This window comes from Streptomyces sp. NPDC093546 (assembly GCF_044765045.1).
Lineage (GTDB): Bacteria > Actinomycetota > Actinomycetes > Streptomycetales > Streptomycetaceae > Streptomyces.
The window spans coordinates 60,581-69,275 of record NZ_JBIWJG010000023.1 but is presented as its reverse complement, the minus strand read 5'-3'; the positions used below and the strand labels follow the sequence as shown (position 1 = coordinate 69,275).

Below are 8,695 nucleotides of genomic sequence, written 5' to 3'. Positions count from 1 at the left end.
ACGTGCAGGGCGTCCCGGTCCGGGTCGGCGTAGACGGCTACGCTCGCGATCCCGGCGTCCCGGCAGGCACGGGCGACACGGACAGCGATTTCGCCGCGATTGGCAATGAGCACCTTGCGCACGAAGGCTCCTCGAATACGTCACGAACATCGGGCACGGAACAGCACCGCTCGAAACAGCACCGCTCGAACGTATAGGCGTCCGTTCCGTGCATCGGCCATCCGCCGGTAATCACCGGCGTGTCCCACGGGACCGGCGGATGACCTTCCGCTGAAGGCCCGGCGCCGCGCCGCGGCGTCCGCGCCCCGGGTTCCCGACGGGTTACCCGGTCATGACGAACGGCTGGAAACGTTCGCGCACGGCACGACACTCGTGCGGATTTTCCGATGTTCAGGTCTCATGGAGGCATGCGATCATGACCGAATTCTCCCGGCGCGGGCTGATGCGGGGCGCCGCGGCGACCGGTGGCGCCCTCGCGCTGCCGGCCCTCGCCACGACCCCGGCCGTGGCCGCCGCCGTCGACGGGATCGACGGCGCCGAGCACGCCGTGCGGGCGACCCCGGCCATCCACGTCACCCCCGCCGACCCGCGGTACAAGGGCCTCGTGTCGGGCTCCAACCAGCGCTGGGTCGGCTCGCCCGACTACATACGCGTGGTCCACAGCGCTGACCAGGTCGTCGCCGCCGTCCAGGAGGCCGTCGACCGCAAACTGAAGGTCGCCGTGCGCAGCGGCGGGCACTGCGACGAGGACTTCACCGCCAACCGGGACGTCCGCGTCGTGATCGACATGGCGGGGATGAACGCCATCGACTACGACCCGGCCATGAACGCCATCGCCGTGGGCCCCGGCGCGCTCCTCGGCTCCGTGTACCGCACGCTGTACAAGCGGTGGGGCGTCGTCCTGCCGGGCGGCACCTGCCCGACGGTGGGCGCCGGCGGCCACATCACCGGCGGCGGGTACGGGGCGCTGTCCCGCTCCCGCGGCCTGACCGTCGACCACCTGTACGCGGTGGAGGTCGTCCACGTCGGTGCCGACGGGCGGGCCCGCAAGGTCGTCGCCACCCGTGAGCCGGGCGACCCGAACCGTGAGCTGTGGTGGGCCCACACCGGTGCGGGCGGCGGCAACTTCGGCGTCATCACCCGCTACTGGCTCCGCTCGCCCGGCGCCACCGGCACCGACCCGTCGAAGCTGCTGCCGCAGGCGCCGACCGAGGTGCTGCTGTCCGACGTCAGCTGGTCCTGGAGCGACCTCGACGAAGCGAGCCTCACCCGGCTGCTGCGCAACTTCAACGCCTGGCACGAGGCCAACTCGGCGCCCACCTCGCCCGGCCGTCACCTCTTCAGCCAGCTGAAGATGATGCACAAGGCGGCCGGCTACTTCCGGATGAGCACCCAGGTCGAGGCGTCGGTGCCGGGCGCCGAGCAGCTGCTCGACGACTTCCTCGCCGCGGTCACCGAGGGCACCGGCGTCCCGTACCACGTGGGCGACCGGTACCGGGCGCCCTGGCTGTACGCGGTCACCGAGTGGTCCGGCTTCGTGGAGGCCGCCGTGCCGCGCTGGAAGGCCAAGTCGGCGTACGTCCGCAAGACCATGCCGGACGAGCAGCTGAAGGCGGTCTACCGGCAGCTCACCCGCGACGACTACCCCGGCCCGTACGGGATGATCGCCGTCGTCGGCTTCGGTGGCAAGATCAACGAGGTGGCGACCGCCGACACCGCCACCGCGCAGCGCGACTCCTTCGCCAAGATCCTCTACTGCAGCCTGTGGAGCGACCCGGCGGACGACGCCGAGCAGACGGCGTGGGTGCGCGAGGCGTACGCGGACGTGTACGCCACGACCGGCGGCGTCCCCCGCACCGGCGGCGTCAACGACGGCGCCTACATCAACTACGCCGACGCGGACCTCGCCGACCCGTCCCTCAACACCTCCGGCGTGCCCTGGCACCAGCTGTACTTCAAGGACAACTACCCGCGCCTCCAGCGCGTCAAGGCGAAGTGGGACCCGAAGAACGTCTTCAGCCACCGCCTCTCCATCCGCCTTCCGTAACCCCTGTTCCTTCAAGAACCACGAAGAGGCCCCGCCGGCCGAAGCCGGCGGGGCCCTTTCGCGGGCGGCCCGGGGTTACGGGGCCGGGAAGTGGTTCTCCTCGATGAAGAAGCGGACGTACTTCTCGAAGAGGTCCTGCGTCAGGGCCGGGATCCCGATCCCCGTGCCCTCCAGCGCCCGTTCCGTCTCCGTCGTGTCGATCGGCGGGTAGAAGCCGTCCGTGTCGGACGTCATCATCTCGAAGGCGTCCAGCAGCGGCAGCAGCGCGTTGTCGCCCGACGTCACCGTCGACGTCCAGGAGTCCCAGTCGACCTCGTCCAGCTCGTAGCCGAGGGCGCGCAGGTACTGGGCGCACTGGGTGAGGGCCAGGGAGCCCTGGTTGAACAGGTGGTACGTGCCGCCGGCCGCCTCCGGGCGGGCCGCGATGCCGGTGATGGCCGCGCTGACGTAGTCGACGGGCAGCAGGTGGAAGCGGCCCTCGACGCCCTTGGGCACGGACCGCGCCTGCACCAGGCCCTTGAGCGTCAGCCACACGAAGTCCCGCGTCTGGCACGCGCCGTTGACCTGGTCGCCGGAGATGACGTCCACCCGGTACACCGACACCGGAAGCCCGCGTTCCCTGGCCACCTCGATGACCTGCTCGGCGACCCACTTGGAGCGCAGGTAGCCGCTCGCCAGCCGCTCGGCCGGGCCGGTCGGGTCCGTCACCTTCAGCGGCACGCCCGGCTCCCGCACGCCGTTGAACACGCCGACCGTCGACACGTAGTGCACCGGCACCGTGCGGTGGCGGGCCGCCAGCCGCAGCACCTCCTCGGTACCGCCGACGTTGGCCGCCTTCAGCGTCTCGTACGGCAGCAGCCAGTGCACCCGCGCACCGTTGTGGTAGACCACGTCGACGGTACGGGCCAGCTCGTCGAACGCCTCCTCGGTGAGCCCGAGGCGCGGCTCGGCCAGGTCGCCGCGGACGACGGCGATCCGCTCCGGGTCGATGTCGTCCCACACCCGGTACCAGCGGGCGTTGTCCCGCAGCCGCTCCAGCGCCGCCACGTCGTCCTCGCCCCGCACCAGGCAGTGCACGCGCGCCGTGGTGCTGCGCATCAGGTCGCGGAGGAGGAACGCGCCGAGGAAGCCGGTCGCGCCGGTGAGGAGGATGTCGCGCGGTGCGTCGGCCGCCACGACCACCTCGCCGGCCGGCCGGACGTCGTCGGCGAGCCGCACCTCGGCGGCGAAGTCGACGCCGCCGCGACCGCCGCCGGGCCCGTCCGCCGGGGCCAGCTCCGCCACCACCTCGCCGTGCAGGAACGCGGCGAGCGCGGCGGGCGTCGGGTGGTCGAACACCAGCGTCGGCGGCAGCTTCAGGCCCGTCGCCGTACCGAGCTGGTTGCGCAGCTCGACGGAGGTCAGCGAGTCGAAGCCGAGCGCCGAGAACGGCTGGTCCGTCGGCACCCCGGACGCGTCCGCGTGGCCCAGCACCTCCGACACGCGGCCCAGCACCAACTCCAGCACCGCCGTCCGCTGCTCCTCCTCGGAGAGCCCGGCCAGCCGGTCGGCCAGCGACTCCGTGGAGACCTCGGTGTTCTGCGCGGTCCGCCGCCCCGACGAGCGGGCCAGCTTCTGGAGGAGGACCGGCACCTGCACCTGCTCCCGCAGCGTCGCCAGGTCCATGGGGGTCGCGGCGAGCGTCGCGTGCCCCGTCGTCATCGCCAGGTCCAGCAGCGCCGGGCCCTGCCCCGACTCGACGGGCCGGAACCCGCCGCGGGCGATGCGCTTGAGGTCGGCCTCGTCCAGGTGCCCGGTCATGCCGCTGGTCTGCGACCACAGGCCCCAGGCGAGCGAGGCCGCCGCCAGTCCGCGCGCCCTGCGGTGCTGCGCGAGCCCGTCCAGGAAGTGGTTGGCCGCCGAGTACGTCGACTGGCCGGGGCCGCCGACGACCGCGGCGATCGACGAGAACAGGACGAACGCCGACAGGCCCATGTCCTGCGTCAGCTCGTGCAGGTGCCACGCCGCGTCCACCTTGGGCCGTAGCACCGCCGCCAGCCGCTCCGGGGTCTGCGAGCCGATCAGCCCGTCGTCCAGCACACCGGCCGTGTGCAGCACACCGGTCAGCGGGCGGTCCTCCGGTACGGACGCCAGCAGCGCGGCCAGCGCCTCCCGGTCGGCCACGTCGCACGCGGCGATCGTCACCTCGGCGCCCAGGGCCCGCAGTTCCGCCTCCAGCTCGGCCGCGCCCTCGGCGGCCGGGCCGCGCCGGCTGGTGAGCAGCAGGCTCCGCACGCCGTGCTCGGTGACCAGGTGCCGGGCGAACAGGGCGCCCAGGCTGCCCGTACCGCCGGTGACGAGCACCGTGCCGTCGGGGTTCCAGGAGCCGGTGGTGCCGGACGCCGACTCGGCGACCCGGCCGAGCCGCGGGACGTGCACCCGCCCGCCGCGCACCGCCGCCTGGGGCTCCCCGGCGGCCAGCACCGCCGACAGCGCCGCCGCCGACGAGGACTGGCCGTCCAGGTCGACGAGGACGATCCGGCCCGGGTTCTCCGACTGCGCGGACCGCAGCAGGCCCCACACCGCGGAGGCGCCCAGGTCGGTGACGTCCTCCGTGTCGGTGACGGCGACGCCGCCGCGGGTGAGCACCACCAGCCGGGTGTCGGCCAGCCGCTCGTCCGCCAGCCACCGCTGGACCAGGTCCAGCGCGTCCCGCGCGACCGCGTGCGTGTCCGCCGCCACGTCACCGGAGGTCCCGGCGGCGCCGTCGGACATCGCGCCCAGCGGCGCCAGGACGACGTCGACGCGCTCACCGGCGGCGACCGCCGCCGCGACCGCGGCCACGTCCGCGAGGACGCGGCCCGCGGTGAACGGGCCCTCGCCCAGCGCCGCCCAGTGCTCCGGCTCGTCCGCCGGCATCAGCGGATAGTGGGCCCAGTCCACGTGGAACAGCGCGTCCCGGTTCCGGGCCAGGGCGTTGGACAGCTCGCCGACGGCGATGGCCCGGCACGCGACCGCCGACGCGGTCGCCACCGGCTGCCCCGCCATGTCCGCGAGCTGCACCTCCAGCGCCCCGTCGGCGCCCACGGCCAGCCGTACGCGCAGCTTCCGGGCGCCGGTCGCGTGGAGCCGTACGCCGTGCCAGTCCGTCGAGATCCACACCGCGCCGGCCGGGCTGCTGCCGTACGTGGCCAGGCAGGAGGCGGCCAGCGCGACCTCCAGCAGCGCCGGGTGCAGCCCGAAGCCCTCGACGCCGGTGCGGCTCTGCTCGGGCAGGCTCACCTCGGCGTACACCTCGTTCTCGCCGACCCGCCACACCGCGTCCAGGCCCCGGTACACCGGCCCGTACTCGTAGCCCTGCGTGGCCAGCTTCTCGTAGGCGTCGTCCAGCGGCACCTCCTCGGCACCGGCCGGCGGCCACTGCGTGAGCGCGAACGGGACGTCCGGGCCGCGGAAGCCGAGGTGCCCCCGGGCGTTGAGGCTCCACGGCACGTCGGCGCTGTCGGGCCGCGAGTAGATCGACACCTCCCGGCGGCCGCCCGCGTCCGCGGCGCCCACGCTGACCTGCACGTGGATCCCGCCCTTCGCGGGCAGCACCAGCGGGCCGAGGATCGACAGGTCGTCCAGCACGGTGCAGCCCAGCTGGTCGCCGGCCCGCACGGCCATCTCCACCAGCGCCGTCGCCGGCACCAGCGTCTGCCCCAGCACCACATGGTCGGCCAGCCACGGATGGGTCCGCACCGACAGTCGGCTGGTGAACAGCGTCTGCTCGACGCCCGCCACGGTCACCGCTGCGCCCAGCAGCGGGTGCTCCGCCGACTCCAGGCCCAGGTCCGCGGCCTCGGCGACCACGCCCGTGGTCTCCACCCAGAACCGCTCGTGCTGGAACGCGTAGGTCGGCAGGTCGGTGTGGCGCGCTCCGGTACCGGCGTAGAAGCCCTGCCAGTCCACCGGGACGCCCGCCGTGTGCAGCCGGGCCACCCCCGTGACCAGGGCCTCCGGCTCCGGGCGGCCGCGCTGCAGCAGCGGCACCGCGGCCTCCGGGCCCACGTCGGCGGTGTCCCGCACCAGCGTGGTCAGCACCGCGTCCGGGCCCACCTCGGCGAACGCGGTCGCGCCCAGGCCCTGCAGCGCCGTCACCGCGTCGGCGAAGCGGACGGCCTGGCGGACCTGGTCGGCCCAGTAGGCGGGGGTGCGCAGGTCGTCGCCGGTGGCGAGGCGGCCGGTGAGCGTCGAGACGACCGGGATCCGCGGTTCGTTGTACGTCAGTTCGGCGGCGATGCGGCGGAACTCATCGAGCATGCCGTCCATGCGGGGCGAGTGGAAGGCGTGCGAGACGGTCAGCCGCTTCGTCTTGCGGTCGAGCCGCCGGAAGTGCGCCGCCACGTCGGAGGCCGCCGCCTCGTCGCCCGAGACGACCACGGACGTGGGCCCGTTGACGGCGGCGATCGACAGCCGGTCCCCGACGTCCTTCAGGAGGGGGAGGACTTCGTCCTCGGTGGCCTGGAGGGCGATCATCGTGCCGCCGGTGGGCAGCTCCTGCATCAACCGGGCGCGGGCGGCGACCAGTCGGGCGGCGTCGGGCAGGCTGAGGACGCCGGCGATGTGGGCGGCGGCCAGTTCGCCGATGGAGTGGCCGGCGACGTAGTCGGGGGTGACGCCCCAGGACTCGACGAGCCGGTAGAGCGCGACTTCGGTGGCGAAGAGCGCGGGCTGGGTGTAGCCGGTCTGGTCGAGTTCCTCACCGGTGGCGATGATCTCACGCAGCGGTTTGTCCAGCAGCGGGTCCAGCTCCGCGCAGACGGCGTCGAAGGCCTTCGCGTAGGCCGGGTAGGCGTTGTACAGCTCCAGGCCCATGCTGCTGCGCTGTGCGCCCTGGCCGGTGAACAGGAAGGCGGTCTTCCCGGCGGTCTTCGTGCCCTGCGCCACGTGCGGCGCCGACTCGCCGGCGGCCAGGGCTCGCAGCCCCGCCAGCAGTTCGTCCCGGTGCGCGCCGACGACCACCGCGCGCTGCTCCAGCGCGGAGCGGCCCGTACCGAGCGAGTACGCCACGTTCAGCGGGCACACCAGCTCCGAGTCCCGCTCCAGGTGGTCCAGCAGCCGGCCGGCCTGCGCGGTGAGCGCCTGCGCCGTCTTCGCCGACACCACCCAGGGCAGCAGCGGGTGCGTGAACGCGGCCTCGCCGTCGCCCGACGCCTCCGCGGTACCGGCCAGGTCCTCCGCCGCCGGCTCCTCCAGGATCACGTGCGCGTTGGTGCCGCTGACACCGAACGCGGAGATGCCCGCCCGGCGCGGCGCGCCCGTGTCCGGCCACGGCCGGGCCTCGGTCAGCAGTTCGACCGCGCCCGCCTCCCAGTCGACCATCGGGGTCGGCGTGTCGACGTTCAGCGTCCGCGGCAGGATGCCGTGCCGCATCGCCTGGATCATCTTGATGACGCCGCCCGCGCCGGCGGCCGCCACCGTGTGCCCGATGTTCGACTTCAGCGAACCCAGGTACAGCGGCCTGTCCTCCGGCCGGCCCCGCCCGTACGTGGCCAGCAGCGCCTGCGCCTCGATCGGGTCGCCCAGCCGGGTGCCCGTACCGTGCGCCTCCACCACGTCCACGTCGGTCGCGGACAGCCGGGCGCCGGCCAGCGCCTGCTGGATGACCCGCTCCTGCGACGGCCCGTTGGGCGCGGTCAGCCCGTTGGACGCGCCGTCCTGGTTGACGGCCGAGCCGCGGATCACGGCGAGCACTCGGTGACCGTTGCGGCGCGCGTCCGACAGCTTCTCCACCAGCAGCAGGCCCACGCCCTCGGACCAGGCGGTGCCGTCGGCGGCGGCCGCGAACGACTTGATGCGGCCGTCCTCGGCGAGCCCGTTCTGCCGCGAGAAGTCCACGAACCCGCTCGGGTTGCCGGACACCGTGGCACCGCCGGCCAGCGCCAGCGTCGACTCGCCCTTGCGGACCGACTGCACCGCCAGGTGCAGCGCCACCAGCGACGAGGAGCAGGCCGTGTCCACCGACACCGCGGGCCCCTCGAAGCCGAACGTGTACGCGATGCGGCCCGAGGCGACACTGCTGAGCTTGCTGGTCATCAGGTAGCCCTCGAGCTCCTCCGGGCCCTCCAGGCCCAGGTAGCTCTGCTCCACGACACCGGCGAACACGCCCACCGGGGTGCCGCGCAGCGTCGCCGGGTCGATGCCGGCCTGCTCGAACGTCTCCCAGGCGGTCTCCAGCAGCACCCGCTGCTGCGGGTCCATCGCCAGCGCCTCACGCGGCGATATGCCGAAGAAACCCGGGTCGAAGAGCGCGGCCCCGTCGAGGAAACCGCCCTTCTTCGTGTACGACTTGCCCGGCTTGCCGCGCTCCGGGTCGTAAATGGCGTCGATGTCCCAGCCGCGGTCGGTGGGCCATTCGGTGATCCCGTCGGCCTCGTCCATGACGAGCTGCCACAGCTCGTCCGGGGACGTCACCCCGCCGGGGAAGCGGCACGCCATGCCGACGATGGCCACCGGTTCCTCGTTGCCGGCCTCCAGCTCGGCGAGCCGCTGCCGGGCCTTCTGGAGATCGGTGGTCACCCATTTCAGGTACTCCACCATCTTCTGTTCGCGTGCGGACGCCCCGTCCTTGCCGGCGTCCTGACCTGACGTCTGAGGTTCATGGGACATGCGTGATCAACTTCTCCT

At 73.4% G+C, this 8,695-nt stretch carries 3 protein-coding genes; 1 reads left to right on the top strand and 2 read right to left on the bottom strand.

Annotation, left to right across the window (positions count from 1 at the left end; all coding sequences use genetic code 11):
• Nucleotides 1-122: biotin carboxylase N-terminal domain-containing protein (locus ACIRNI_RS31210; RefSeq protein WP_146166841.1), on the bottom strand; the 122-nt coding region annotated here is incomplete at its 3' end.
• 293 nt (nt 123-415) lie between these two features.
• On the opposite strand from ACIRNI_RS31210, the gene ACIRNI_RS31205 reads away from it, so the two are divergent.
• On the top strand, nt 416-2,047 hold the full coding sequence (locus ACIRNI_RS31205) for an FAD-binding oxidoreductase (protein WP_403556649.1): 1,632 nt from the start codon (nt 416-418) through the stop codon (nt 2,045-2,047).
• 75 nt (nt 2,048-2,122) lie between these two features.
• Here the strand turns inward: ACIRNI_RS31205 and ACIRNI_RS31200 are convergent, their stop codons facing one another.
• Nucleotides 2,123-8,677 carry a type I polyketide synthase gene (locus tag ACIRNI_RS31200; RefSeq protein WP_403556647.1) on the bottom strand — a complete coding sequence of 2,185 codons (6,555 nt, stop codon included), beginning with the start codon at nt 8,675-8,677 and terminating at the stop codon, nt 2,123-2,125.
• Nucleotides 8,678-8,695 lie beyond the last annotated feature (18 nt).

Coding starts and splice junctions, on each gene's coding strand:
- ACIRNI_RS31205 (WP_403556649.1), top strand. CDS start 416: ATGACCGAATTCTCCCGGCGCGGGCTGATGCGGGGCGCCGCGGCGACC.
- ACIRNI_RS31200 (WP_403556647.1), bottom strand. CDS start 8,677: ATGTCCCATGAACCTCAGACGTCAGGTCAGGACGCCGGCAAGGACGGG.